The sequence below is a fragment of the Curtobacterium sp. MCBA15_005 genome (assembly GCF_001864855.1).
GTDB lineage: Bacteria > Actinomycetota > Actinomycetes > Actinomycetales > Microbacteriaceae > Curtobacterium > Curtobacterium flaccumfaciens.
Genome location: NZ_MJGL01000017.1, coordinates 105,087 through 130,233, shown reverse-complemented (window position 1 = coordinate 130,233; position 25,147 = coordinate 105,087). Strand labels below are relative to the sequence as shown.

At 70.8% G+C, this 25,147-nt stretch carries 28 protein-coding genes; 23 read left to right on the top strand and 5 right to left on the bottom strand.

Annotated elements, in window-relative coordinates; genetic code table 11:
* From BIU89_RS10060 to BIU89_RS10040, 5 genes are all read left to right on the top strand, one after another.
* Complete coding sequence (locus BIU89_RS10060) at positions 1-1,137, top strand: thiamine pyrophosphate-dependent dehydrogenase E1 component subunit alpha (protein ID WP_027464965.1); 1,137 nt, start codon at positions 1-3, stop codon at positions 1,135-1,137.
* 86 nt (positions 1,138-1,223) lie between these two features.
* Complete coding sequence (locus BIU89_RS10055; RefSeq protein WP_071246324.1) at positions 1,224-2,183, top strand: alpha-ketoacid dehydrogenase subunit beta; 960 nt, start codon at positions 1,224-1,226, stop codon at positions 2,181-2,183.
* Between the two features lie 41 nt (positions 2,184-2,224).
* Positions 2,225-3,832: a dihydrolipoamide acetyltransferase family protein gene (locus tag BIU89_RS10050; RefSeq protein ID WP_071246257.1), complete on the top strand. Its 1,608-nt coding sequence runs from the start codon at positions 2,225-2,227 to the stop codon at positions 3,830-3,832.
* 90 nt (positions 3,833-3,922) lie between these two features.
* Positions 3,923-4,504 carry a GNAT family N-acetyltransferase gene (locus tag BIU89_RS10045; protein WP_071246255.1) on the top strand — a complete coding sequence of 194 codons (582 nt, stop codon included), beginning with the start codon at positions 3,923-3,925 and terminating at the stop codon, positions 4,502-4,504.
* A gap of 126 nt (positions 4,505-4,630) precedes the next feature.
* A complete protein-coding gene (locus tag BIU89_RS10040; protein WP_071246253.1) occupies positions 4,631-5,365 on the top strand; it encodes a GntR family transcriptional regulator in 735 nt (244 codons plus the stop codon).
* 77 nt (positions 5,366-5,442) lie between these two features.
* Here the strand turns inward: BIU89_RS10040 and BIU89_RS10035 are convergent, their stop codons facing one another.
* Together BIU89_RS10035 and BIU89_RS10030 are read right to left on the bottom strand one after the other, a co-directional pair.
* Positions 5,443-5,895 carry a PTS sugar transporter subunit IIA gene (locus BIU89_RS10035; RefSeq protein ID WP_071246251.1) on the bottom strand — a complete coding sequence of 151 codons (453 nt, stop codon included), beginning with the start codon at positions 5,893-5,895 and terminating at the stop codon, positions 5,443-5,445.
* The gene (locus BIU89_RS10030) at positions 5,892-6,128 is read right to left on the bottom strand and encodes a PTS transporter subunit EIIB (RefSeq protein WP_027464959.1); all 237 of its coding nucleotides are present in this window, start codon (positions 6,126-6,128) and stop codon (positions 5,892-5,894) included. The genes BIU89_RS10035 and BIU89_RS10030 overlap by 4 nt, the downstream gene beginning before the upstream one ends.
* A gap of 178 nt (positions 6,129-6,306) precedes the next feature.
* On the opposite strand from BIU89_RS10030, the gene BIU89_RS10025 reads away from it, so the two are divergent.
* The 12 genes from BIU89_RS10025 (at position 6,307) to BIU89_RS09970 (ending at position 16,794) form a co-directional block, all read left to right on the top strand.
* Positions 6,307-7,575 carry a PTS transporter subunit EIIC gene (locus tag BIU89_RS10025; RefSeq protein ID WP_071246249.1) on the top strand — a complete coding sequence of 423 codons (1,269 nt, stop codon included), beginning with the start codon at positions 6,307-6,309 and terminating at the stop codon, positions 7,573-7,575.
* Positions 7,576-7,702: 127 nt separating this feature from the next.
* Positions 7,703-8,614, top strand: a complete 912-nt coding sequence (locus BIU89_RS10020) for a metal ABC transporter solute-binding protein, Zn/Mn family (RefSeq protein WP_071246247.1) — start codon at positions 7,703-7,705, stop codon at positions 8,612-8,614.
* A gap of 47 nt (positions 8,615-8,661) precedes the next feature.
* The gene (locus BIU89_RS10015; protein WP_051596603.1) at positions 8,662-9,507 is read left to right on the top strand and encodes a metal ABC transporter ATP-binding protein; all 846 of its coding nucleotides are present in this window, start codon (positions 8,662-8,664) and stop codon (positions 9,505-9,507) included.
* Positions 9,507-10,445 (top strand): metal ABC transporter permease, encoded by a 939-nt coding sequence (locus BIU89_RS10010; protein WP_071246245.1) that lies wholly within the window; start codon positions 9,507-9,509, stop codon positions 10,443-10,445. Before BIU89_RS10015 ends, BIU89_RS10010 begins: the two co-directional genes overlap by 1 nt.
* The gene (locus BIU89_RS10005; protein ID WP_027464954.1) at positions 10,442-10,867 is read left to right on the top strand and encodes a Fur family transcriptional regulator; all 426 of its coding nucleotides are present in this window, start codon (positions 10,442-10,444) and stop codon (positions 10,865-10,867) included. The genes BIU89_RS10010 and BIU89_RS10005 overlap by 4 nt, the downstream gene beginning before the upstream one ends.
* 10 nt (positions 10,868-10,877) lie before the next feature.
* Positions 10,878-11,573 (top strand): alpha/beta fold hydrolase, encoded by a 696-nt coding sequence (locus tag BIU89_RS10000; protein ID WP_071246243.1) that lies wholly within the window; start codon positions 10,878-10,880, stop codon positions 11,571-11,573.
* A gap of 364 nt (positions 11,574-11,937) precedes the next feature.
* Positions 11,938-12,174 carry a 50S ribosomal protein L28 gene (gene rpmB / locus BIU89_RS09995; protein ID WP_027464952.1) on the top strand — a complete coding sequence of 79 codons (237 nt, stop codon included), beginning with the start codon at positions 11,938-11,940 and terminating at the stop codon, positions 12,172-12,174.
* Complete coding sequence (gene rpmG, locus BIU89_RS09990) at positions 12,174-12,344, top strand: 50S ribosomal protein L33 (RefSeq protein ID WP_017886456.1); 171 nt, start codon at positions 12,174-12,176, stop codon at positions 12,342-12,344. Before rpmB ends, rpmG begins: the two co-directional genes overlap by 1 nt.
* A 2-nt stretch (positions 12,345-12,346) precedes the next feature.
* Positions 12,347-12,652 carry a 30S ribosomal protein S14 gene (gene rpsN, locus BIU89_RS09985; RefSeq protein ID WP_017886455.1) on the top strand — a complete coding sequence of 102 codons (306 nt, stop codon included), beginning with the start codon at positions 12,347-12,349 and terminating at the stop codon, positions 12,650-12,652.
* A gap of 290 nt (positions 12,653-12,942) precedes the next feature.
* Positions 12,943-13,230 carry an HU family DNA-binding protein gene (locus BIU89_RS09980; RefSeq protein WP_017886454.1) on the top strand — a complete coding sequence of 96 codons (288 nt, stop codon included), beginning with the start codon at positions 12,943-12,945 and terminating at the stop codon, positions 13,228-13,230.
* Positions 13,231-13,423: 193 nt separating this feature from the next.
* Positions 13,424-15,475, top strand: coding sequence for a cytochrome c oxidase assembly protein (locus BIU89_RS09975; RefSeq protein ID WP_071246241.1), 2,052 nt, complete (start codon positions 13,424-13,426; stop codon positions 15,473-15,475).
* Complete coding sequence (locus BIU89_RS09970; protein ID WP_071246239.1) at positions 15,472-16,794, top strand: ATP-dependent DNA helicase; 1,323 nt, start codon at positions 15,472-15,474, stop codon at positions 16,792-16,794. The genes BIU89_RS09975 and BIU89_RS09970 overlap by 4 nt, the downstream gene beginning before the upstream one ends.
* A gap of 276 nt (positions 16,795-17,070) precedes the next feature.
* On the opposite strand, the gene BIU89_RS18510 is transcribed toward BIU89_RS09970, so the two are convergent.
* Positions 17,071-17,517: a DUF4383 domain-containing protein gene (locus BIU89_RS18510; protein ID WP_175474999.1), complete on the bottom strand. Its 447-nt coding sequence runs from the start codon at positions 17,515-17,517 to the stop codon at positions 17,071-17,073.
* Between the two features lie 340 nt (positions 17,518-17,857).
* Here BIU89_RS18510 and BIU89_RS18505 point away from each other — a divergent pair, with 340 nt between their 5' ends.
* Positions 17,858-18,658, top strand: coding sequence for a phosphatase PAP2 family protein (locus tag BIU89_RS18505; protein WP_175474998.1), 801 nt, complete (start codon positions 17,858-17,860; stop codon positions 18,656-18,658).
* Positions 18,659-18,845: 187 nt separating this feature from the next.
* A complete protein-coding gene (locus BIU89_RS09955; RefSeq protein WP_071246235.1) occupies positions 18,846-19,985 on the top strand; it encodes an LLM class flavin-dependent oxidoreductase in 1,140 nt (379 codons plus the stop codon).
* 278 nt (positions 19,986-20,263) lie between these two features.
* On the opposite strand, the gene BIU89_RS09950 is transcribed toward BIU89_RS09955, so the two are convergent.
* On the bottom strand, positions 20,264-20,617 hold the full coding sequence (locus BIU89_RS09950; protein WP_071246233.1) for a DMT family transporter: 354 nt from the start codon (positions 20,615-20,617) through the stop codon (positions 20,264-20,266).
* 1 nt (position 20,618) lies between these two features.
* Positions 20,619-20,933 carry a DMT family transporter gene (locus BIU89_RS09945; protein ID WP_027464946.1) on the bottom strand — a complete coding sequence of 105 codons (315 nt, stop codon included), beginning with the start codon at positions 20,931-20,933 and terminating at the stop codon, positions 20,619-20,621.
* Between the two features lie 106 nt (positions 20,934-21,039).
* Here BIU89_RS09945 and BIU89_RS09940 point away from each other — a divergent pair, with 106 nt between their 5' ends.
* The 4 genes from BIU89_RS09940 to BIU89_RS09925 all read left to right on the top strand — a co-directional run bounded on the left by BIU89_RS09940 (position 21,040) and on the right by BIU89_RS09925 (position 25,116).
* Positions 21,040-21,618, top strand: coding sequence for a TetR/AcrR family transcriptional regulator (locus BIU89_RS09940; RefSeq protein WP_071246231.1), 579 nt, complete (start codon positions 21,040-21,042; stop codon positions 21,616-21,618).
* Between the two features lie 187 nt (positions 21,619-21,805).
* Positions 21,806-22,819: a permease gene (locus BIU89_RS09935; RefSeq protein WP_071246228.1), complete on the top strand. Its 1,014-nt coding sequence runs from the start codon at positions 21,806-21,808 to the stop codon at positions 22,817-22,819.
* Positions 22,806-23,660: a TIGR03943 family putative permease subunit gene (locus BIU89_RS09930; protein ID WP_083404297.1), complete on the top strand. Its 855-nt coding sequence runs from the start codon at positions 22,806-22,808 to the stop codon at positions 23,658-23,660. The genes BIU89_RS09935 and BIU89_RS09930 overlap by 14 nt, the downstream gene beginning before the upstream one ends.
* Positions 23,650-25,116, top strand: a complete 1,467-nt coding sequence (locus BIU89_RS09925; protein WP_139178943.1) for a hypothetical protein — start codon at positions 23,650-23,652, stop codon at positions 25,114-25,116. The genes BIU89_RS09930 and BIU89_RS09925 overlap by 11 nt, the downstream gene beginning before the upstream one ends.
* The last annotated feature ends 31 nt before the right edge of the window (positions 25,117-25,147 follow it).

The window sequence follows — 25,147 nt, the reverse complement described above, 5'->3', positions numbered from 1 at the left end:
ATGTCATTCCGCGCCGCGGCTCCCGCGACGACCACCGTCCGGCTCCTCGACCCCGAGGGTCGGTTCGTGGAGACCGACGAGAACGCCGAGTTCGCCGCCGCCGCGCGGGCGATCCCCGACGAGACCCTGCTGGCGATGCACCGCCGCATGGTGCTGACCCGTCGGTTCGACCACGCCGGCCACAACCTCCAGCGCACCGGCCAGCTCGGCCTGTGGGTGCCCAGCCACGGACAAGAGGCCGCGCAGACCGGCTCGGCCTTCGCCCTGCGCGCCCAGGACCACGTGTTCCCGTCCTACCGCGAGCACGCCGTCACGATGCACCGCGGCGTCGAGCCGATGGAGATCATCGCGATGTACCGCGGGCAGACCCACGGCGGGTGGGACCCGGACCAGCGCGGCAACACGCACATCTCCACCCTGGTGATCGGCTCGCAGACCCTGCACGCCACCGGGTACGCGCTCGGCCAGAAGCTCGACGGCGACGTCGGCACGGGCGACCCGGACCGCGACGCCTGCTCGATCGTCTACTTCGGCGACGGCGCCACCAGCCAGGGCGACGTGAACGAGGCCTTCGTGTTCTCCGCGTCGACCAAGGCCCCGGTCGTCTTCTTCCTGCAGAACAACCACTGGGCCATCTCGGTGCCGGTGTCGGTGCAGTCCCCGACGCCGCTCGTCGACCGCCCGCGCGGCTTCGGGATCCCGAGTGTCCTGATCGACGGCAACGACATCCTCGCGTCCTACACGGCCTCGGTCGTCGCGACCGAGCACGCCCGCAGCGGCCAGGGACCGGCCTTCATCGAGGCCGACACCTACCGCATCGGTGCGCACACCAGCTCCGACGACCCGAGCCGGTACCGCGCCGACGGCGAGCTCGAGGAATGGGTCCTCCGCGACCCGATCGTCCGGTCCGAGGCGTACCTGCGCTCGAAGGGTGCGACGGACGAGCAGTTCGCCGCGTTCGACGAAGAGGGCGAGGACATCGCCGCCGACGTCCGACGTCGCACCGTCGCCCTGACCGCACCGTCCGTCGACGTCATGTTCGACAACGTGTACCGCGAGCCGCACCCGCGGATCGCCGAGCAGAAGGCCTGGCTCGCCCAGTACGAGGCCGGCTTCGAAGGGGGCGCCCACGCATGAGCACCACCGAGCAGCTCTTCGACTACACCCTGCGGTCCCACCCGGGCGCCGGCGAGGTCCCGAGTGACCCCACCCCGACCCTGCCGATGGCCAAGGCCCTGAACGCCGGGCTCGCCGCGGCCATGGAAGCGGACGACAAGGTCCTGCTGATGGGCGAGGACATCGGCCAGCTGGGCGGCGTCTTCCGCATCACCGAGGGCCTGCAGGACCGCTTCGGCGCCGAGCGCGTGCGGGACACCCCGCTCGCCGAGGCCGGCATCATCGGCACCGCGATCGGCCTCGCCCTGCGCGGCTACCGCCCGGTCGTCGAGATCCAGTTCGACGGCTTCGTGTGGCCCGGCTTCGACCAGATCACCTCGCAGCTCGCGAAGATGGCGAACCGCCTGCCGGCACACATGTCGCTGCCCGTCGTCATCCGCATCCCCTACGGCGGCCACATCGGTGCCGTGGAGCACCACCAGGAGTCCCCGGAGACGTACTTCGCGCACACCCCGGGCCTGCGGGTCGTCAGCCCGAGCACCCCGAACGACGCCTACTGGATGATCCAGGAAGCCATCGCGTCGAAGGACCCGGTGGTCTTCCTCGAGCCGAAGTCCCGCTACTGGCCCAAGGGCCAGGTGGACCTGGTCGACGGCCACGTCCCGATGCACACGACCCGCGTCGCCCGCACCGGCACCGAGGTCACGCTCGTCGGGCACGGCGCGATGGTCGCCACCCTGATGCAGGCGGCGGACATCGCCGAGGCCGAGGGCACCAGCTGCGAGGTCATCGACCTCCGCTCGATCTCGCCGATCGACTGGGAGCCGCTGCTGGTCTCCGTCCGCAAGACCGGTCGCCTGGTCATCGCACAAGAGGCCTCCGGCTTCGTCAGCGTCGGCAGCGAGATCGCCGCGACCGTCGCCGAGCGGGCGTTCTACACGATGCAGGCACCGCCGCTCCGGGTCTCCGGCTTCGACGTGCCGTTCCCGGTGTCGAAGCTCGAGCACCTGCACCTGCCGGATGCCGACCGCATCCTCGAGGCCGTCGACCGCGCCCTCGCCTACTGACCCGTCCGACCGAGCTCGACCAGATCCGCGAAGGAGCCGTAGTGGCCGCCGCCGAATTCCCCCTGCCCGACGTGGGTGAAGGTCTCACCGAGGCCGAGATCGTGCAGTGGCGCGTCGCGATCGGGGACGAGATCGCCGTCGACCAGGTGCTCGTCGAGATCGAGACCGCGAAGTCGCTCGTCGAGCTGCCGTCGCCGTTCGCCGGCACCGTCACCGGCCTGCTCGTGTCCGAGGGTGACACGGTCGAAGTCGGCAAGCCGATCATCCGCGTCGACTCGGACGCGTCGGTCGCGTCCGGAGCGGCCCTCACGCCGCCTGCGGAACAGTCGGGAGGCGCGGCGCCCGTCGCCGAGTCCGCCCCGGTCTCGCCCGTGGTCGCGTCCACCCCGCAGACCGCTGCCGCCCCGTCGGCTCCGGTCGCGCAGACCCCTCCCGCTCCCGCGGCGGTGCCGGCACGCGCCGCTGCCCCCGCACCGGCAGCGCCCGCCCCTGCCGCCCCTGCCGCCGCGCCGGCGGCGCCGGTCCAGCCGGTCGCGGTCGACGCCTCCGTCCAGGGCACGGACGAGTCCTCCGGTGCCGTCCTCGTCGGCTACGGCTCGGCGACCTCGTCGCCCTCCCGTCGCAAGCCGGGCGCCCGCCGGGCCGCAGCGCTCGCGGCCGAGGCGAGCCGCGCCTCCAGTGTGGACACCGCCGCGGCGGCGGAAGCCTCCGTCGACCCGGGCGAGGAGAGCACCGCCGAGGCGATCAGCGCCCTCGGCACCGGCTCCGCGCACAAGCAGAGCACCGCGACCAACGTCCTGGCGAAGCCGCCGATCCGGAAGCTCGCGAAGGACCTCGGCGTCGAACTGACCGAGATCGTCGCGACCGGTCTTGCCGGCGAGGTCACCCGCGACGACGTCATCCGGCACGCGAAGCAGGCCAGCGTCTTCCGGAACATCGAGACGCCCGAGTGGGGCGAGGTCCGCAGCGAGACGATCCCGGTCAAGGGCGTCCGCAAGGCCATCGCCACCGCGATGACGACCTCCGCCTTCACGGCACCCCACGTGTCGCTGTTCGTCGACGTCGACGCGACCCACACGATGGAGTTCGTCAAGCGGCTCAAGGCCTCGCCGACGTTCGCCGGCGTGAAGGTCTCGCCGCTGCTCATCGTCGCGAAGGCCGTCATCTGGGCGGTCCGCCGGAACCGTTCGGTGAACTCGACCTGGACCGACCGCGAGATCATCGTCCACCACTTCGTGAACCTCGGCATCGCCGCGGCGACCCCGCGCGGGCTCATCGTGCCGAACATCAAGGACGCGCAGGACATGTCGCTGCTCGAGCTGGCACAGGCGCTCGAGGAGCTCACCCTGACCGCCCGTGACGGCAAGACCACGCCGAAGCAGATGGCGAACGGCACGGTGTCGATCACGAACATCGGTGTGTTCGGCATGGACACCGGGACCCCGATCCTCAACCCGGGCGAGGTCGCGATCGTCGCCATGGGCACGATCAAGCCGAAGCCGTGGGTCGTCGACGGCGAGGTCCGCTCGCGCATGGTGACGACCATCGGTGCCTCGTTCGACCACCGGGTCGTCGACGGTGACGTGGCGTCCCGCTTCGTGCACGACGTCGCCTCGGTGCTCGAGGAACCGGCACTCCTGCTCGACTAGCGCTTCGGCCTGCTGCCGGTCTCCTGCGGGCTTCCGCAAACGTCGCGTGGTGTTCACACGGATGTCGGGGGTCGGCGGCATGATCGGTGCATGGTCCACCAGCTCCTGACCCCCTCGCAGGAGATCCGAACGGATCGCCTCCTGCTCACGCCGCTGACCCCGGCCGACATCGACGACGTGCACGCGCTCTTCTCGGACGCCCGCACGTGGCAGCACCTGCCCACCGGCCGGCACGTGGCGCGGAGCTCGAGCGTGGACATGGTGCAGCGCAAGATCGGCGGTCGTGCACGCCACGGCCTCGGGTCCTGGGCGGTCCGCAGCGCCTCCGACCACGCCTTCGTCGGTGTGGGCGGGGTCGACATGACCGCCGGTGGGGTCTGGAACCTCGGCTACCGTCTGGCACCCGCGGCGTGGGGGCAGGGCTTCGCGTCCGAGATCGCCTTCGCTGCCGCCCGTGCCGCCGCCGACACCGCTCCGGACGTCCCGGTGACCGGCCGCGTGCTCACGAACAACCCTGCTTCTGCAGCCGTGCTGCGTCGTGCCGGGCTGTCGCTGGTGTGGCAGGGGGCTCCCGCAGCGCAGAACCGTGCGGCCGCCGGGGTCGAGGGGCAGGTCTGGACCGATCGGCTGCTCTCCGACGAGCAGTTCGCCTGGCTCGTCGCCAACGCCTGAGCACCGACTCCGTCCCTTCGTCACCGCGCACGTTGGTCTTCCCGGCCTGACTCGCTACTGTGATGGGCACTGGTCATGTCCGCGCATGACCACCGCCCAGGACCAGCAACGGAGCACGAGGGACGCATGACGAGCCGCATCACCGAGGGTGCCGAACCGAAGCACCAGCAGCTGCGGCGCATCCTGCTCGACCTCGTCACGACCCGCCTGGCTCCCGGTGCCGCGATCCCGTCCGAACGCCAGCTCATCGCCGAGTACGGCGTCTCCCGGATCACCGTGCGCGAAGCCCTCGGACAGCTGGTGAACGAGGGGTACCTGGAGCGCGTCCGCGGCAAGGGCACCTTCGTCGCGCACCGGCCCGTGCAGTCGACGCTGCACCTCGCCTCGTTCACCGAGGAGATGCGGGCGATGGGGCACGAGCCGACCACCGTGGTGCTCGTGCGCGAGGAACGCGTGCCGCCGGCCGACACCGCCGCGGCCCTGCGGATCGATCAGGACGTGCCGGCCTTCCACGTGAAGCGCCTGCGGATGGCCGACGGCGCCCCGGTCTCGATCGACGACGCCTGGCTCGTGGCCGACGCCTTCCCGGGCCTGCTCGACCACGACCTGGCCGGGTCGGTGTACTCGATCATCGCCACGGAGTACGGCACCCCGATCGACCGCGCGCAGCAGACCGTCGCGGCGAACCCGGCGGCCGACGACGTCGCGACCCTGCTCGGCACGAAGACCGGAGCACCGGTGCTCGAGTTCGACCGGGTGTCGTACGCGGGGGAGCGACCCGTGGAGCACACCCGCAGCTGGTACCGATCGGACCGCTACCGCGTGCAGATGGAGGTCACCGCGACCCCCGCGGTCGCGTAGTCCGTCCAGCAACGCGAAAGCGACCGTGTGCCGCGGGTGGTCCGCAGCACACGGTCGCTCTCGACGAGGAAGAACCCCTAGACCTCGAAGAGGGTGTCGCCGTCGAGCACCGTGGTGCCGACGGTCCCCTGGTCGACGCTGTCCGCCGTCGAACCGAGCACCACGACCGGGCAGATCGGCGAGTACCCGGCTGCTGAGATCACCGAGGGGGTGAACCGGACGACGGGGTCACCGGCGGTGACGGTGTCGCCCTCGGTCGCGAGGAGCTCGAAGCCCTCGCCGGAGAGCTTCACGGTGTCGATGCCGACGTGCACCAGGACGTCGGTGCCAGCGGCGCCCTGCAGGGCGAACGCGTGCGGGTGCAGCTTCACGATGGTGCCGTCGACCGGGGCCACCGCGGTGACCGCGCCCTCGACGCCCGTGGGGTCGACCGCGACGCCGGCACCGACGAGCTGCCCGGCGAACACCGGGTCGGGCACGTCGGCGAGGGCGACGACCGGGCCGGCGAACGGGGTGCGGACGACGGTCACAGTTCGTCCTGGATGTCCTGGGCGAGGTTGTCGGCGACCGTGCCGACGATGACCTGCCAGCCGGTGCCGCCGCCGATGACCGCCTGGGCCCCGGCTGCCTGCAGGGCGGCCTTGTCGACCAGGTCCCCGTCCTCGACCTCGACACGGAGGCGCGTGATGCAGCCCTCGACCTCTTCGATGTTCTCGGCACCGCCGAGTGCGGCGATGATGTCGGCTGCCTTGATGTCGGCCATCGTTTCCTCCTCGTTAAGGGTTTGCGTCGCAGGTTGACACCGGACCGCTCGCGGATCAGACTACGGAACTGGTCATGACCGGACAGGACCGGACCTGGCGACACCGCCGAGGTTACCTGCGCTGGCTGCACGACTCAACTCACCCCGACAGCTCCACCCAATGACGAGAGGACCTCCGATGAGCGCCACCACTGCCACGGATGTGCCGGAGAAGAAGAAGCCGAAGAAGCAGTCACGGCTGTTCGCACAGGCCCAGCGCCTCGGACGGAGCCTGCTCCTGCCGATCGCGGTCATGCCTGCAGCGGGCATCCTGCTCCGCATCGGCCAGCCCGACCTCCTCGGGGCGATCCCCGGCTTCGGCCAGTGGGCCGGAGTCATCTCGGCGGCGGGAAACGGTGTCTTCAACTGGCTGCCGCTGCTCTTCGCGGTGGGCATCGCGATCGGCTGGGCGAAGAAGTCCGACGGCACCACCGCGCTCGCGGCGGTCGTCGGCTACATGGTCATGTTCGAGGTCTGGAAGGTGATGTCGCCGATCGTCCTCGACGGTGTGAAGGACGCCAACGGCGACCAGGCGATGATCAACTTCGGGGTGCTCGGCGGCATCGTGATGGGGCTCGTCTCCGCGGTCATGTGGGAGAAGTTCCACCGCACGAAGATGCCCGACTTCCTCGGGTTCTTCTCGGGCCGTCGCCTCGTCCCCATCCTCACCGCGGTCGCGGGTCTCGTCATCGCCGTCGCGATGTCGTTCGTGTACCGCTACTTCGACATCGCGCTGACCGCGGCGGGTACAGCCGTGGCCGACAACGCCGTGATCGGTGGCGGCATCTTCGGCTTCGTGAACCGCATGCTCATCCCGATCGGGCTGCACCAGCTGCTCAACTTCTTCCCGTGGTTCCAGCTCGGCAGCTTCACCGGCGCGGACGGCGTGATCTACCACGGCGACATCGCACGCTTCCTCAACGGCGACCCGACCGCCGGCATCTTCCAGACCGGCTTCTTCCCGATCATGATGTTCGCACTGCCCGCCGGTGCCCTCGCGATCTGGCGCAACGCCAAGCCGCAGAACCGCAAGCTCGTCGGCGGCATCATGATCTCCGCCGCGCTGACCTCGTTCGTCACGGGCATCACCGAGCCGCTCGAGTACTCGTTCATGTTCGTGGCGTTCCCGCTGTACGTCATCCACGCGGTGCTCACGGGTACCTCGCTGGCCCTGGTGAACGCCCTCGGGATCCACGACGGGTTCTCGTTCTCGGCCGGTGCGATCGACTACGTGCTGAACTTCGGCAAGGCGGACGGGGCGATCTGGCTCATCCCGATCGGCCTCGGCTACGCGGTCGTCTACTACTTCCTGTTCAGTTTCGTGATCAAGAAGTGGAACCTCCGCACCCCCGGGCGTGAAGAGGACACGATCGCCGAGAACACGATCGACGCGGCCACCAAGCCGTAGACGCGCGTTCCGACGGACGGGAGGCCCGGTGCTAGCTGGCACCGGGCCTCCCGTCCGTCTCCTGGTCGCGCTGAGAGCCCTCATAGCGGTTTTGACAATCGTTATCAGTAGGCGTTAGCGTCGTGCCATGCACAACCGCCTCCTCGCCCTCCCGCTCGTCGCCGGCGCCGCCGCGCTCGCCCTGACCGGGTGCGCCACCTCGTCCGCCTCGGGGGAGGCCAGCGGTGACGGCACGGTCAACGTCGTCGCCTCCACCAACGTCTACGGCTCGATCGTCAAGACGATCGGTGGCGACGCCGTCACCGTGACGAGCATCCTGAGCGACCCGTCGCAGGACCCGCACTCGTTCGAGTCGAGCGCCCGCACCCAGCTCTCCGTTTCCAAGGCCGACCTGCTCATCGAGAACGGTGGCGGGTACGACGACTTCATGACGACGCTCGCGAACGCCTCGGACACCAAGGCCGACACGATCAACGTCGTGAAGCTCTCCGGCCTCGACAAGGGCGGCAGTGCCGAGTTCAACGAGCACGTCTTCTACAGCTACCCGACGATGGTGAAGCTGGTCGAGGCGGTCACGAAGGACCTCAGCGCGCTCGACGAGAGCGGCAAGGACGCCTTCGAGAAGAACGCCGCCACGCTCACCACCAAGCTCGAGGACCTCGAGGCCCAGACCGACGCCGTCAAGAAGCAGGACTCCGGCGACAAGGTGGCGTACACCGAGCCGGTGCCGGGGTACCTGTTCGACGCGATGGGGCTCGAGAACGAGACCCCGCCGGACTTCTCCGAGGCCATCGAGGAAGGCGACGACGTCCCGCCGGCGGCCCTCCGCGACACCCTCGCGCTGTTCACCGGCAAGCGCGTGCAGCTGCTCGCCTACAACAACCAGGCGTCGAGCCCCGAGACCGAACAGGTCCAGAAGGCGGCCGAGCAGAACGACATCCCCGTCGTCGGTGTCACGGAGACGCTCCCCAAGGGGCAGGATTACGTCTCGTGGCAGCAGGCGAACATCGACGCGGTGAAGGCAGCGCTCCAGAAGTGACGACCTCGACCGCAGCAGCGGCGACCCACGGCCCGGCGACCACCACGGTGGACGACCGGGCTGCGGCTCGTCCGGTCCTCGCGCTCCGCGACGCCGGGTTGTCCTACGGCGCCCGGAAGCTCTGGGCAGGCCTCGACCTCGACCTCGCGCCGGGGGAGTTCGTCGCGGTCCTCGGTCCGAACGGCGCCGGCAAGACCTCACTGCTCCGCACCGTCCTCGGGCAGCAGCGGCTGACGAGCGGCACGATGTCGTTCCTCGGGCAGCCGGTGCACCGCGGCCACCGGAAGATCGGCTACATCCCGCAGCAGCGTCTGATGGAGGCGGGGACGCCCCTGCGCGCGCGGGACATGATCGCCCAGGGCGTGACCGGGCACCGGTGGGGCATCCGACGTGCGTCGAAGGCCGATCGGATGCGCATCGACCGGGTCCTCGACGAGGTCGGCGCCACCGCCTTCGCGGACGCCCCCGTCGCCGAGCTCTCCGGCGGCGAACAGCAGCGCACCCGCGTCGGGCAGGCCATCGCCGCCGACCCCGCCCTGCTGCTGTGCGACGAACCCCTGATCTCGCTCGACCTGCGGCACCAGCGCGGGATCACCGAGCTCATCGACCGCGAGCGCCGGCAGCGCGAGGCCGCCGTGCTCTTCGTGACGCACGACGTGAACCCGATCCTCGACGTCGTCGACCGCGTGCTCTACATCGCCGGGGGTCGGTTCCGGATCGGTTCCCCGGACGAGGTCCTGCGCGCCGACGTCCTGAGCGACCTGTACGGCACGCCCGTCGACGTCGTCCGCACCATGGGACGCATCGTCATCGTCGGGGCGAACGAGGCCCACGAGCACCACCCGGGCGAGGTCGACCCGCACGCCGACCAGCCGGACGAAGGGCGGATCTGATGGACGTGCTGTCGACCGTCTTCTCGTTCCAGGACTACGGCCAGCTCCTCGTGCTGGTGCAGAACTCGATCTGGGCCGGCGCGGTGCTCGGCATCGTCGGCGGGCTCATCGGCCCGTTCGTCGTCGCCCGGAACATGCCCTTCGCCGTGCACGGCATCTCGGAGCTCTCGTTCGCCGGGGCCAGTGCCTCGCTGCTGCTCGGGGTGAACGTCGTCTCCGGCTCACTCGTCGGGTCGGTCATCGCCGCCCTGCTCATCGGCGTCCTCGGGTCGCGTGCCCGGGAACGCAACTCGATCATCGCCGTCCTCATGCCGTTCGGGCTCGGGCTCGGCATCCTCTGCCTGGCGCTCTACAAGGGCCGGGCCGCCAACAAGTTCGGGTTGCTCACCGGGCAGATCGTCTCGGTCGACAACCCGCAGCTGACGTTCCTGATCGTGGTCGCCGCGATCGTCGTGGCGACGCTGCTCGTCATCTGGCGCCCGCTGATGTTCGCCTCGGTCGACCCCGACGTGGCTGCGGCCGCGGGCATCCCGGTGCGCACCCTCGCGATCGTGTTCATGCTCGTGCTCGGACTGGCCACCGCCGTGTCGGTGCAGATCGTCGGTGCGTTGCTCGTGCTGTCCCTGCTCGTCACCCCGGCGGCCGCGGCCCTGCGCCTCAGCTCGCACCCGGTCGTCGTGCCGGTGCTGTCGACGGTGTTCGCGGTGACGTCGGTCGTCGGTGGCATCCTGCTCGCACTGGGCGGCGGCCTGCCGATCAGCCCGTACGTGACGACGATCTCGTTCGCGATCTGGGTGGTCTGCCGGATCATCGGGTCGCGACGCGACAGGCGGGGACGCAACCGCGTTGCCGGCCGGAACCAGCGTGGCGGGGGCGAGCCGGGCCTCCAGGCAGGGACGACGTCGACAGCCGGTCGGAAGGAAGAGGTGTCAGCATGAACGCCGTGCAGAAGACCAAGCGGAACACGTGGCAGCGCGAAGCGGTGCGCGGTGCCCTCGACTCCACCGAGGGGTTCGTCAGCGCGCAGGCGCTGCACCAGCACCTGCGGGACGAGGGCTCGACCATCGGACTGGCCACGGTCTACCGGGCACTCGCCGACCTGGCCACCGAGGGCGACGCCGACTCGCTGCAGCAGGACGGCGAATCGCTGTACCGCGCGTGCACGACGGACGCGCACCACCACCACCTGATCTGCCGGAACTGCGGCCGGACCGTCGAGATCGAAGCGGACCCGGTGGAGCAGTGGGCGCAGGACGTCGCCGCCGCCAACGGGTTCACCAACGCCAGCCACGTCGTCGACATCTTCGGCGAGTGCGCCGTCTGCACGGCAGCCCGAGCGACCGCCGCCACCGACGAGTAACCTGCCCCGCATGCACGTCATCCTGGTCCCCGGGTTCTGGCTCGACGCGAGCGCGTGGGACGACGTCGCCCCGGTGCTCCGCGAGGCCGGGCACTCGGTGCAGGCGGTCACGCGCGACGGCGACACGCTCGACGAGCAGGTCGCCGCGTTGGTCGCGATCCTGGACGACGTCGCGTCCGCCGACGAGCCGGTCGTGCTGGCCGGACACTCGGGTGCCGGGCCGATCGCGTACATGGCCGCCGACCAGCGCCCGTCGCTCGTCGCGCACCTGCTCTACGTCGACACGTTCCCGGGGCCCGAGGGCGGGTGCGTCAACGACGAGCTGCCCGTGGTCGACGGGGTCGTACCGCTGCCGTCGTGGGACATCTGGGAACCCGCCACCGTCCGGGGCATGACGCCCGAGGTCCGGCAGGACGTCGAGCACCGGGCGATCCCCGAGCCGGCCTCGGTGCCGTCGGACCGGTTCCACTACGCCGACCCCGCACGGCACACGATCCCCGCGACGATCATCACCTGCGAGATCCCCGCCGCCGAGCTGCTGGCGATGGTGGCGGACCACCAGGCCTGGGCGGCCGAGCTCGTCGCGACCGAGGAACTCTCCATCGTCGGGCTCGAGACCGGCCACTGGCCGATGTTCACGGCGCCGCAGCAGCTCGGTGAGCTGATGGTGCAGGCGCTCGCGCCCAAGCCGACGCAGGCGCCGTAGGCGGCGCATCCGACGAGTTCGTCGCGCACTCGAACGCCGTGGGGGCGACCACGCGGGTGCGTGAGCGGTCCGGTCCGAGCGCCACGCGCCTCCAGGCCTGGAGGCGCGGCTTGCGACACGCCCGGTCCTCGCGTAACGTGGACCCCTGGTTCTCCGCGTGCGCGCGGCGGACCCGTTGTTCCAAGCCCTCCGACCGTCGCGAACGCCGCGGTCGCGCGGTGTCCGGCTCTCCTTCGACAGGGGATGCGGACCTGGGCGGTGCACACAACCCCCTCGCACGGTCACCCCGGTGGCAGTGCGCGTGTGCACCAGGCAAGTGAACTTGGGTGCGGCCGTCCGGTCGCACGGTACTCAGGAGGAAACCATGGCAGCAGTGTGCCAGGTGACCGGCGCCGTTCCCGGCTTCGGTCACAACATCTCGCACTCGCACCGCCGGACGAAGCGTCGCTTCGACCCGAACGTGCAGAAGAAGACGTACTACGTGCCCTCGCTTCGTCGTAACGTCACGCTCACGCTCAGCGCGAAGGGCATCAAGGTGATCGACGCACGTGGCATCGAGTCCGTCGTCAAGGATCTCCTCGCCCGTGGGGAGAAGATCTGATGGCGAAAAAGGGTCAGGACATCCGTCCGATCATCAAGCTCCGCTCGACGGCGGGCACCGGGTTCACCTACGTGACCAAGAAGAACCGTCGGAACAACCCCGACCGACTCGTGCTGAAGAAGTACGACCCGGTGATCCGCAAGCACGTCGACTTCCGTGAGGAGCGCTAAGCATGGCGAAGAAGAGCAAGATCGCGAAGAACAACCAGCGTGCCGTCATCATCGCGCGCTACGCCGAGCGTCGTCTCGAGCTGAAGAAGGCCCTCGTGGACCCGAACGGCACCGACGAGTCGCGTGAGGCCGCCCGCGTGGGCCTGCAGAAGCTGCCCCGCGACGCATCGCCCATCCGGTACCGCAACCGTGACGCCATCGACGGCCGCCCCCGTGGCCACCTCGGTGAGTTCGGCATCAGCCGTGTCCGCTTCCGTGACATGGCCCACCGCGGCGAGCTCCCCGGCATCACGAAGAGCTCCTGGTAAGCACTCGCAGTACGCGACGCCCCGTCACCTCCTGGTGGCGGGGCGTTCGCTGTGTACGGGGTACACGCGAGCCGTCATTCGTCACATCTGCCCCTCCAGCACCCCCTCGGAGCCCCGACAACCCCGGAAATCCGGGCGAGTCGGCGGTTTTCACCCCCGGCGGCTGGTAGGTTCAACTCCGGTTCCGCCGGGCCCTCGGCCCACTGGCACCGTGGCACGGGGCAACCGCTCCGGGCGCCGGACGACACGTGCGTCCGACCGATACTGCAAGAAGTCCGAGGAGGACATCCATGGCTGACAAGTCACTGAACCGCACCGAGCTCGTCGCTGCCGTCGCCGCTGAGTCCGGCCAGAGCCAGGCCACCGTCAACGGCGTCGTCGACGCGCTCTTCAGCGTCGTCTCGTCGTCCGTCGCCGACGGCACGAAGGTCACGATCCCGGGTTGGATCGCCTTCGAGAAGACGCACCGCGCCGCCCGCACCGGCCGCAACCCGCAGACGGGTGACGCCATCGAGATCGCCGCGAGCGACTCGGTCAAGGTCAGCGCCGGCTCGAAGCTCAAGGCTGCGGTCAAGTAAGACTGTTCCGCGCATCGGGAGGGACGGCTTCGGCCGTCCCTTTCGTCGTTCCCGGGCGCGTGCGGGGACGTGTGCTCGGTCGGGCGCGCGTGCGTGCGCCCGGTGTGCATGTCCTGCCTGGAGGCCCGTGCCGGTTTGCACAGATCGGCCCGCCCCGTCCGTCGGCCGGGTGGGCACCGCCTAGGCTTGACGGGTGAATCGGATCGCGCGCATCGCCGGTCCCGCCGTGCTCCTGCTCGTCGGGTTCGTGGCGCTGCTCACGGCACTCGTCATCGGTGGGGGCGCGAACCCCGCACTCATCGCCGACCCGGGGCCCGTCGTCCGCTTCGGGCTGCCGATCGCCCGGCTCGTCGTCGACCTGTCCGCGGCCACCACGATCGGTGGGCTCGCGCTGGCGACCATCGGCCTCTCGCGCTCCGGCCCCGAGTGGAACCGCGCGATCGACGTCGCCGCCGGGGCCAGTGGCGTCTGGACGGTCGCGTCGGCCGTCGCCACGTTCTGCACGTTCCTCAGCGTCGCCGGTTCGCGCATCAGCATCGACGAGCAGTTCGGGCAGTCGATGGGGGTCTTCCTCACCGGCACCGAGCTCGGGCTGGCCTGGCTCGTGACCGTCCTCGTCGCCGCGGCCGTCACGGTGCTCTGCTTCGCCGTCCGTTCGCGGGGCATGGTCGCCCTGACCGCCGGCGTCTCGATGATCGGCCTCATCCCGCTCGCGCAGCAGGGCCACGCCGCCGGCACCGCGAGCCACGACGCCGCCGTGACGGCACTGGGGCTGCACCTGGTCGGTGCGGCGCTGTGGGTCGGTGGGCTCGTCATGCTCGTGCTGCTGCGCGGGGTGCTGCCCGGCGACCGGCTGGCCGCGGTCGTGGCCCGGTACTCGAGCATCGCCCTCGGCTGCTTCGTGCTCGTCGCCGTCTCGGGCACCGCGTCGGCGCAGATCCGCGTCGGGGCGCTGTCGAACCTGTTCACCCCGTACGGCACGCTCGTCCTGGTGAAGATCGGTGCGATCGTCGCCATCGGGGTCCTCGGCGCGGTGCAGCGTCGTCGGGCCATCCGTGCGCTGACCACCTCGCCCGATCGGCAGCGGCCCTTCTGGACCCTCATCGTCGTCGAACTCGCGGTGATGGGTGTGGCGTCGGGGTTCGCCGCGGCACTCGGTCGGACCGCCACCCCGGTCGACCAGATCGCCCTGAGCAAGACCACCGACCCGAGCCCCGCGGAGCTCCTGACCGACGACCTGCTGCCGCACGCGCCCGGTGCGTGGGGCTGGCTGACCCAGTGGAACATCGACCTGTTCTGGCTGATGGCCGCCGTCCTGCTCGCTGCGACCTACGTGGCCGGCGTCGTGCGACTGCGGCGGAGCGGCGTGCGGTGGCCGGCGCGTCGCTCGATCGCCGCGGCCCTGGCGGTCGTGTCCCTGGTGGTCGCGACCTCGGGCTCGCTGCACCAGTACGACCGGTTCCTCGTCTCGGCGAACGTCGGTGCCCACGTGCTGCTCGGCCTGGTGGTCCCCGCCCTGGTGTGGGCGGCGGCACCCGTCGCCCTGATCCGCGCCGCCGTGCACCCCCGGAACGACGACAGCACGGGTGTGCGTGAGTGGACCGACGTCATCGTCGAGCACCCCTCCGTGCGGTACCTGGCGCAGCCGTTCCCCGCGTTCCTGCTCGCGGCGGGCCTGTGGTGGGCCTTCTTCGCCACCGACGCTGTCCGGTGGTCGGTGAGCGACCCCACCGGCCGCACCGTCAGCGACGCCGTGTTCCTGCTGGTCGGGCTGCTGGCCGTCCCGACGCTCTGCACACCGATCCCCGCCGGGCACCGTCGTCCGACCACGGCTGCCGTGGCCGTCCGGATCGTCGGGGCCGTGGTGATCGCGGCGGGCACGGTCTCGCTCGGCATCGCGATGCGGGGGCCGCTCGGGCTGCTGCAGGCCTCGTGGTTCGGCGCGATGGGCCGGACGTGGGGGCCGGACCCGCTCGTCGACCAGGCCAGGGCCGGCCTGGTGCTGATCGTCGCCGGCGTGCTGCTCCTGGTGACCGTGGTCGTGGTGGTGCTCGTGCGGCTGCGGCGTGACGGCGGAGACCCGGTCGACGTCGTCGACGCAGCTGCTGCCGGCGACGCAGCTGTGGCCGGTCCGACCGCCGCCGCCGAGCCCGCGGCCCGGGTTGCCCGGGACGACCAGGACGACCTGGACTTCGACGACGGCAGTGACGACCTCGAACCCTCGCCCGGGGCGGACGCCCGATGAGCATCGAGCTGAGCGACGAACAGCGCGCCGTCTTCGAGTACATCGAGCACACCCGTGACCATGTGTTCATCACCGGCCGGGCCGGCACGGGCAAGTCCACGCTGCTCAACCACCTGTCGTGGAACACCGAGAAGCAGGTCGTCATCTGCGCCCCGACGGGAGTCGCTGCGCTCAACGTCGGCGGCCAGACGATCCACTCCCTGTTCCGGCTGCCGATCGGGCTCATCGCCGACGCCGAGCTGCGGCAGGGCCCGGACACCCGCAAGCTCCTCAACACGATCGACACCCTGGTCATCGACGAGGTCTCGATGGTCAACGCCGACCTGCTCGACGGCATGGACCGCTCGCTCCGCAAGGCCCGCGGTCGGCAGTTCGAGGCGTTCGGCGGCGTGCAGGTCGTGATGTTCGGCGACCCGTACCAGCTGCCCCCGGTGCCCGGCGACGCCGACGAGCGCGCCTACTTCACCGACCACTACCGGTCGATGTGGTTCTTCGACGCCAAGGTGTGGCTCGAGGCCGAGCTCAACATCATCGAGCTCGCCACGGTGCACCGGCAGCGCGATGACGCCTTCGCCGCGATGCTCACCGCCGTCCGACACGGCCGGGTCACCGCGGACATCGCCGAGCAGCTCAACACCGCCGGGGCACGTCCGGCTCCGGACGACGCCATCACCCTGGCGACCCGCAACGACACGGTCGCCCGGATCAACAAGGCGGCCCTCGAACGGCTGCCCGGCAAGGTGAAGACCGCCAAGGCCGACGTGAATGGCGACTTCGGCGGACGCAACTTCCCGGCCGACGAAGCCCTCGAGCTGAAGCCCGGTGCGCACGTGATGTTCCTGCGCAACGACGCCGACCAGCGCTGGGTGAACGGCACCCTGGGCATCGTCACGGCCATCCGCGACACCGTGTGGGTCGACGTCGACGGTGAGTCGTTCGAGGTCCAGCCGTCGGTGTGGGAGAAGTTCAAGTACTCGTACGACGCGGACAAGAAGGAACTCAAGAAGGACACCGTCGGGGAGTTCCAGCAGTTCCCGCTCCGACTGGCCTGGGCCGTGACCATCCACAAGTCGCAGGGCAGCACCTACGACCGGGCCGTGGTCGACCTCGGCAACCGGGTGTTCAGCGCGGGCCAGACGTACGTGGCGCTGTCGCGGCTGACCTCGCTCGAGGGGTTGTTCCTCACCCGCCCGCTCCGGCCGCAGGACATCATCGTGGACCTGGACGTCCGACGCTTCATGTCCGAGGCACCCCGCATCGTCGCCACCGAGCTCGAGGCCCCGAAGAAGCAGCCCGACGCCGAGCCTGACGCCGACTGACGCGTCCGACCTGCGGCTGTCCCCACGCCGCCGTCCGAGCGGGTTCCGTCCGTTCCGCGCGGCGCGGTTGAGCGGTCACGACTCCCCGTCGGCCCGGCCTCGAGCGGTCACGACCTGTCGCTCCGACGCGCCCCAGTCGACGATTCGTGACCGGCCGGCGGACCTGAGCGGGGAGTCGTGACCGGACGACACACCCGCCGCCCGACTCCGCGCACACGACGACGCCCGCCTGCCGGAGCGGCAGACGGGCGTCGGGAGTGCGGTCGAGCGGGTGCGTCAGGCGCGCGCCGCTCGCAGCGCGCGGAGGTTCTCCTTGTCGGCACCGAGCGCGGTGAGCAGCAGGAGCACACCGACGACGGCGTGGAACACGTTGTCCGTGGTGTTGAGCGCGAAGACGTTGGCCGAGGTGTCGACGAAGACGAAGCCGTACACCGCGAAGACGACGAGCAGGACCCCGACGAGCAGGTTGCCGTTGCGCGATCCGACGGTGTTGCCGAGGCCGGTGATGAGCAGCACTGCGGCGAGCAGCACCCACACCAGGCAGAGCGCCGGGTTCACGCCGAACGCGTTCCACAGCATGCCGCCCTGGCGGTTGAAGAAGCCCGGGTCGCCGTCGGCGGCGAAGAAGAAGCCCAGGACGCCCCAGAGTGCGAGGACGCTGCCGGCCGTGAGTGCGAGACCCCGGTTCGGCGAGGCGATGATGCCCGGTTCCTTGATGGCCACTTCGGTTTCCTCCTCGTACACTGCCGACGCGACGTGCGTCGGTCCCGCGTGGTGCGACGGCCCGGCGGGGATCACGGATCCCCTCGTATCAGCGCGCAGTGCACGGCCGACGGGGGTGCGGTTCCCAGCCTCCGGCCGGTGCTCCAACGGTATCGTGTCGGACCCCGACCGACCCAATCGCAGCGCCGCCGCCAGTCGTGCGACGAGCCCGACGACGACCACCCCGAGGAGGACCAGCCCGGTGACCTTGACACCCGAGCGCAGTGCATCCGAGTCGCGCGGACCGTGGGTCTCGCGGCGGGGGCGGTGGGCTGCGCTGGCGGCTCTGGGGTTCGTGATCGTGCCTCTCGTCTACGGGGTCGCGGTGCTGACCCCGGTCGGTCAGAAAGCGGAGGACGCCGCGCTCGGCGGGGTCCGGGAGTCCGACCTGTTCAGTTCGGACACTGCGCTCAACGTCATCTCGGTGCCGGTGATCCTGTTGCTCGTCGTCGTGATCGTCGCCGTGGCGTTCGCCAGACGGCGGCTCTCGGTGGGACTCGGTGCGGGGGTCGTGGTGCTCGCGTCGGCGGCCACCTCGACGCTCGTCAAGCGTATCGCCGTGCGCCCTGAGATCGCTCAGTCGACGACGCCGAACTCGTTCCCGTCCGGGCACGCGACGATCGCGCTGGCGGCGCTGTTCGCGGTCCTGATGGTCACGCCTCGTCGGTTCCGCCCGCTGGTGACCATCGTCGGCGCCGGGTACGCGGTCTTCGTGGCGAACCAGACCGTGGTCTACGGCTGGCATCGGGTCAGCGACATCATCGGTGCCTGCGCGATCGCGATGTTCTGGCTCGGGATCGTCCGCGCGGTCGGGCCCCGGGTCGACCGCGGGCTCCGGGGCGACCGTGACGGTCGGCGGGGGCCGCGGCGGGTGGTGAGCGTCGTGCTCCTCGTCGCGACCGGGGTCACGCTGGCGATCGGTGTCGCGGCGCTCGTGGTCGGCCTGACCGGCGGCGGCGCGCACGACCACGCTGCGATCCTGGTTGCGGGACGGCTGGCGTCCAGTGCGAGCGTCCTGGCGGTCGTGACGATCGTGTGGTTCCTCGACGGGATGCACAACGCCGCGCGCACCGACCCGGCCGCGCTGCCGGCCGCCGGCTGACACGGCCACGCTGCCGGCCGCCGGCTGACCCAGCCACGCTGCAAGCCGTCGGCTGACCCGGGAGCCGACTCGGGCCTCCAGGCTGCTTGTCCGACGGGCGTGAGCCTGGCGGGAATGCCACGCCGTGCGCTACGTTGTACCGAGCAAGTCGATGCAAACGCATCGAAATCGCGAAAGGCGGCGCATCATGCAGTTCGGCATCTTCACGGTCAGTGACGTCACGACCGACCCCACGACCGGCATCACGCCGGACGACACCCAGCGCGTCCGCGACATCCTGACGATCGCCGAGCACGCCGACCAGGCCGGGCTCGACGTCTTCGCGACCGGGGAGCACCACAACCCGCCGTTCGTGGCCTCGTCGCCGACCACGCTGCTCGCCTACCTGGCGGCGAAGACGAAGGACATCACCCTGTCCACGTCGACGACCCTGATCACCACCAACGACCCGGTGCGCATCGCCGAGGAGTACGCGATGCTCCAGGTCGTCTCCGACGGCCGCATGGACCTGATGATGGGCCGCGGCAACACCGGCCCCGTCTACCCGTGGTTCGGGCAGGACATCCGCCAGGGCGTCAACCTGGCGATCGAGAACTACGCACTGGTCCGCCAGCTGTGGGAGAACGACGTCGTCAACTGGCAGGGCAAGTTCCGCACGCCGCTGCAGGGCTTCACCTCGACCCCGCGTCCGCTCGACGGTGTCCCGCCGTTCGTCTGGCACGGCTCGATCCGCACGCCGGAGATCGCCGAACAGGCCGCGTACTACGGTGACGGCTTCTTCCACAACAACATCTTCTGGCCGATCCAGCACACCGAGCAGATGGTCGGCCTGTACCGCCAGCGCTTCGAGCACTACGGGCACGGCCGCGCCGACCAGGCGATCGTCGGGCTCGGCGGGCAGTTCTTCGCGCGGAAGAACTCGCAGGACGCGATCAACGAGTTCCGGCCCTACTTCGACAACGCCCCGGTCTACGGTCACGGCCCCTCGATGGAGGACTTCACCGCCCAGACCCCGCTCACCGTCGGTTCGCCGCAGCAGGTCATCGACCGGTACGCGGCGATGAAGGACCACGTCGGCCACTACCAGCGCCAGCTGTTCCTCATCGACCACGCCGGTCTGCCGCTCAAGACGGTGCTCGAGCAGATCGACATCCTGGCGACGGACATCGTGCCGGAGCTGCGCAAGCTGAACGACGAGGGTCGCCCCGCCGACGTCCCGTCGGACCCGCCGTCGCACGCTGCACGTGCCGCTGCCGCGATGGCGGCCGGCACGGTCGGCAGCGACCACGTCGCCGCCGAGGACGAGTGGACGGGCGCGTCCGTCTGACGCTCCCAGTGCTCGCATCGTGAGCAGCAATGGTCGGGTCCCGCGAGGTGACCCGACCATTGCTGCTCACCATGCGCGGTGGGCGCGGCCCCGAGCGGACGGGAGGTGGGCCCCATCCGCCGGTTCCGGCGTGACGCGCCAGCGGGACGACGGCCGTGCCGGGAGGGACGGTGCCAGCTGGCACCGGGCCTCCCGTCCGCTCGGCGCGTGTTCTCGGACCGCACTCGCCCCACGGGGTCAGCGACACCTCACGGGGTCGCTGGTGCGTGAGCTGTCGCTCAGCGCGTGAGTTCGGCGGCGGGCTCCGCGGCGGGGCGGGCCGGCACCAGCTTGAGGCCCACGACGCACCCGACGATGCCGGCGATGAACAGCAGGCGCAGGACGGTGACGGGCTCCGCGCCGGTGGCCATGCCCCACAGCACCGTGAGCGCGGCGCCGGTACCGGTCCACACCGCGTAGGCCGTGCTGATCGGGATGTGCTTGAGGACGTAGCCGAAGGCGACCAGGCTGATCACGATCGTGACGGCGAACACGATCGTCGGTCGGAGCTCGGTGAAGCCGTCGCTCTCGCCGAGGGCGGTCGCCCAGACGGTCTCGAGCGCGGCGCTGACGAACAGGACGATCCACGCCACGTCAGCTCACCACCTTGAGGCCGATGACGCACGCCACCAGGCCGAAGACCAGGGCGAGGCGGGCGAAGGACGCGGCCTCCTGTCGGCGGAGGATCGCGACGACCACGGTCAGGCTCGCCCCGATGCCGACCCACACGGCGTAGGCGGTACCGACCGGGATGCTCTTCATCGCGAACGCCAGCCCCACCATGCTCAGTGCCATCCCGGCGACGAACACGATCGTGGGGACGACCTTCTTGAAGCCGTTCGAGGCGCTGAGGGCGGTGGCCCAGACGGCCTCGAGCACGCCGCTGAGCACGAGGATTGCCCATGCCATGACGATGTCCTTTCCTGCTGGAGTCGTTCGTTCTCGTTGTCGTACGACTGTGCGACAACGACATCGACGGTAGCACGAGTTCGTACGACTGTGCGAGTATGGGGTCGTGGCCAGGAGCATGGACGTCGACGAACGGCGCCGCACCGTGTCCGAAGCGGCCTGCCGGGTCCTCGCCCGCGACGGCCTCGGAGCCCTGAGCGTGCGGAACGTCGCCGCCGAGGCGGGGCTGCCGCCGAGCACGGTCCGCTACACGTTCCCGACCCAGGCGAGCGTCCGCGAGCACACCATCACGCTCGTGTTCGACCGGATCCGCGAGCGCATCGATGCCATCCCGGCTGACCTCACGCCCGCCCGACGCGCCCGCCGGATCGTGCTCGAGCTGCTGCCCCTCGACGAGGAGCGGGTCATCGAGCTCGAGGTCTACCTGGCACTCGGCAACGCCGCGCTCACCGACGTCGCGCTCCGGCCGACGCTCGACCGTACCGTCGCGGCGATGCGGACGTGGTGCGAGGAGATCCTCCGGTTGCTCGGGGTGCCGTCGGACGACCGGGAGTACGAGGCCTGCCGTCTGCACGCGCTCCTGGACGGGCTCGCGATGCAGGTCGTCCGACTGGCTCCGGGGGAGTCTGGCGACTGGGCGATCGACGTGCTCGACCGACACCTGGACGGCGTCACCGAGGGCTGATCGCGTGCCCCCCTCGCACCGTGCGAGGGGGGGCGTGCGGGTCGTGCGAGGTTCCGTACTCGGTGGGAGGCTCGCGACCCCGCACCGAGTACAGAACCTCGCACCGAACGATTCACCGGCCGTCCCCTCGCACGGTGCGAGGGTGCGCGCGCAGCCCCGGGCAGGACGCGTCACCTATCCTGTCCCGGTGACGACGACCACGCGGCCGCCGCAGCGCACCCGGAGCCTCACCGGCCCCGGCCTGGTGCTGCTCGCCGTCGTCGTCCTGCTGGGGATCCGGCTGTTCTCCCCGAGCATCGGGTCGACCGGGCTGCCGGACGTCGTGCAGGACTTCCTCACGCTGGCGATCAGCGTCGTCGTCGAGTCCCTGCCGTTCGTGGTGCTCGGCATCGTGCTGTCGATCGTCGTCGAGGTCTGGGTGCCGGTCGGCGCGCTCGAGAAGGTCCTGCCGCAGAACGCCTTCGGCCGTCGCGCCGTGATCTCCCTGATCGGCATGCTGTTCCCGGTGTGCGAGTGCGGCAACGTCCCGCTCGCCCGAGGCCTGATGATGCGCGGGTTCACGCCGGCCGAGGCCGTCACGTTCCTCGTCGCGGCCCCGATCCTCAACCCGCTGGTCATCATCAGCACCGCGCAGGCGTTCGGCTGGTCCGGGTGGATCCTGCCGGTGCGCATCGTCGGCGGGTTCGTCATCGCGAACCTCGTCGGCTGGATCGTCGCCGCGCACCGCCGTCCGGCCGACCTGCTGCTCCCCGCCTTCGAGGCCCGGTGCCGTGCGGCCGTCGGAGCGCCCCGCGGCCTGCACCGTTGGCGCCAGAGCGCCGCGCAGTTCGGCGGCGAGACGGCGACGATGATGCCGGCGCTGTTCGTCGGTGCCGGCCTCGCCGCGGCGATCCAGGTCGCCGTGCCCCGCTCGACCCTGGTGGCCGTCGGCTCGAACCCGGTGCTGTCCGTCGCGGCGATGATGCTGCTGGCGATGACGGTGTCGCTCTGCTCGAACGTCGACGCCTTCTTCGCGCTGTCGTTCGCGTCGACGTTCCTGCCCGGGTCGATCACGGCCTTCCTGATCATCGGGCCGATCATCGACGTCAAGATGATCGCCCTGCTGCGCACGACGTTCCGGGTCCGCTTCCTGGTGCTGCTGTCCGTCGTGTGCGTCCTGTTCGCCGGAGCCGTCGGGTTGGTGATGAATGTCCTCGTCTGATGCACGCAGCAACGCGGCCGCGTACCTGGGTCTCGGGTCGGTGCTGGCCGCGGCGCTCTGCACGCTGTGGCTCGCGCTGGTCGGGCACCTCGACCTGTACATCAACCCGCGGTACTCGGTGTTCACGGTCGTGCTCGCCGCCGTCGGGGTGCCCGCGTCGATCGCCGGACTGGTGGCCACCGCCCGCGGGTACGGCCACACGCACGGCGACGAAGTCGACGAGCACCACGCCGACGATCACGCCGCCGCTGATGCCCACGGGCACGACGCCCACGAGCCGCGCCCCGGCCGCGGTCGCGCCGTCCGCCTCGCCCTCGGCGGAGCCGCCGCCGTCGTCACGATCGGCGTCACCGTCGCGATGCTCGTCCTGCCGCCGACGACCCTGTCCGCCCGCACCGCCCAGCAGCGGAGCGTGGACTCCGCGACCCTGTCCAACGCGACCGGTTCCGAGTCCGCGGTGCAGCTGCTCGGCAGCGAGGGTGTCGACACCTCGAAGTACGGCGTCAAGGACTGGGCCGCGCTGATCCGGCAGACCACCGACACCACGGCCCTCGTCGGCAAGCAGGTCGAACTGTCCGGCTTCGTGGTGCCGGGCGACGACGGGTCCTTCACCCTCACCCGCTTCGTGATCAGCTGCTGCGCCGTGGACGCGCAACCGGTCGGCCTCGGCGTCGTGACCGGCGACGGCGACGGCACCGGGACCGTCCCCGACGAGGGGCAGTGGGTCACCGTCCGCGGAGCCCTGGCCGCCAACCCGGACCAGTCCGCCGACGCCCGCATCGTCGTCAAGGCCGCGAAGATCACCGACATCGCGCAGCCCGAGGACCCGTATGAGTTCTGAGCGCCGCCGAGACCAGCGCCGCGGAGAACAGCGCCGCGAAGGCCACCGCCGCGAAGACCAGCGCCGCGAGCGGCGCCCCGTCGCACACCGCTTCCACCGCCGGTACGTCGCCGTCGTGGTGGTCCTCGCCGTGGTCGCCGCGCTCGCCGCGGTCGTCGGCTCGCAGCAGGGCCCGCGGCTCCGCGACGTGTCCTACGACGCGACCGGTCTCGTCACGCGTCCGGCCCAGCGGGTGATCCTGACGGCGAACCAGGCGCTGCAGAAGGTCGCCGCCGCCGATGTCCGGGTCAGCCCGGCCGCGGCGCACACCGTGACCTCGAGCGGCAACACGATCGCGGTCGAGTTCGCCGGACCCCTGGCCTACGACCGCGAGTACACCGTGACGGTCGCGGACGTCCGGGCACCCGGGCAGCGCGCCACGTCCGACCTGACGGCGGCGATCCGCACCGGCAGCACCGACGTGCTCGCACTCGTGCCGGGGCAGGCCGGGGCGAAGGACCGCATCGTCCGGCGCTCCCTCGATGCGGGCGGCGCCACCACGGTCTACGAGGGCACCGCGATCTCCGAGTACGCCCGGCTCGGCCGTTCCCTGGTGGTCGTGAGCGGCACGGACGCCAGCTCGTCCGTCGACATCGTGGCGCTGAGCGGTGGTGTGCAGGACGCCGACGCCCCCGTCGAACACCTCACCCTGCCGACCTCCGAGGGCCGCGTCACGGCGCTCCACGTCGCCGACGACGGTGCGTCGTTCGGGTTCGAGTACGCCGACACCTCGACCGGGCAGTCCCGGAACACCGGCCTGTACGTGGTCGACATGACGGGCACCCACATGCCCACGGCGATCGCGGCGAACGGCAAGCCGAAGACGGGCGCCGTGCCGATGACCGTCGGGCAGTGGGCCTACGTGCCGCGGACCGAGAGCGCCCTGGTCCGGACGGGCGGCGACGACCTGGTGCTCGTCGACATGAGCGGGCGTGCCGACCCGGTCCGGCTCGGCAGCGCCACCTACCTGCACGGCTTCGTCGGCACCGGCACCACGGCCGTCGTCGAGACGGGCACCGGTATCGAGCGGCTGGACCTGACCGACGGGTCGAAGTCGGCGCTGCAGGCGCCCGCCGCGAGCACCGATGCGGCCGTCCTCGGCCGCATCGCCCAGCTGTCCGACGACACGTACCTGCGGGTGCTGGGGGATGTGCGGTCGGACGGCACCATCGCGGCACGGATCGTGCGCGTGGACGGGGGACGGGCCTCCCGGCTGCCGGTGACGATCCCGGACGACGCGAGCGTCACCGCGGTCTGCCCGTCCCCGAACAGCCAGTTCGTCGCGGTCGCGACGAAGTCGGCGGCCGGCGAGCTCGTGAGCATCGTCGACGCGGCCTCCGGCGCGCTCGAGGCGAGCATCGACGCGGGCTCCGTCGACTGGTGCGGTGCGCTGCCGTCCGGTGACGAGGTCGGCTGACGGCCCGGAGACGACAGACGGGAGGCCCGGT